Raw genomic sequence first — 929 nt, 5'->3', positions numbered from 1 at the left:
GTGCGAGGCAGTGCTGTCGGCACACAACACATGCCTATGGAGAAACAGGTTTCCAGCCTGAATACCTTGTGGTTAATCCAGTACCTTCGATCCTATCATCCTGATGTCGACATTCATCGTCTCATTGACGATATCTTCCCCAAGGGCCCGTTTTTTATAAAAAATATAAAGACAGATAAAACCGAACCTGTTGCAATAAGCCACCTCGAAAGTCCCGATTACTGGTTTTCAAATATTTTCATGATGGCATTGTATTGCACCATAGAGGAACATTGTCCTGATCCTGACATTGCATACAAATGTGGGTCGACTTTTTATAAGACTCAGTCTCGCCTTAAAACAGCTGTTGGCGTACCACTTATCGGCCCATATCGGCTGATTAAGAAAATTGTCAGTGAAAACGACAAGTACAATAGAACAAAATCAGCTGTTATCCAATCCCTTAGTAAAGGACATGTTATTATTCGTCTCATCCACAAGCCGGATATAATCATGAAGGGCTTTGCCATCAATTGGCATCTCGGACTGTTTGAGTCCTATGCCAGGCTTGCCGGGGTTACCAACATCACAACCAGGGTAACATGCATTGAGACTGGGCCTCAATGGTACGGTGATTCAGGCAGGGCAATATATGACTTTGAAATCACTTTTAAAGATCCTGGCTTTCTATCCCGTATTAGGAATCGGATGCTCTACGCATTGCCCGCCGTAAGGGAATTGATAGATAGTGCAGAGCAGATCCAGGCCAGACATAATGAAGAGATCCTCAACCGTGACAATATTATCATTGAGCGCACTGCAGCTATTGTAAAAGCAAACGAAAAGATGCGTTTTGAGATCACTGAACGTAAGAAGACGGAAAGGGCATTACTACAATCCCAGAGCAAGTTGCAACGTTATATCACCGCAATTGATGATATAGGTTTGGG

Annotated in this window: 1 pseudogene; it reads left to right on the top strand. The window is 43.4% G+C overall.

Annotated features, from left to right (window positions below):
• Positions 1–240 precede the first annotated feature (240 nt).
• A pseudogene (locus FCL47_RS24090) lies at positions 241–929 on the top strand (hypothetical protein); the annotation flags it as partial.

This window comes from Desulfopila sp. IMCC35006 (assembly GCF_005116645.1).
In the GTDB taxonomy this organism is placed as follows: domain Bacteria; phylum Desulfobacterota; class Desulfobulbia; order Desulfobulbales; family Desulfocapsaceae; genus Desulforhopalus_A.
This window is presented reverse-complemented; position numbering and strand designations above follow the sequence as displayed.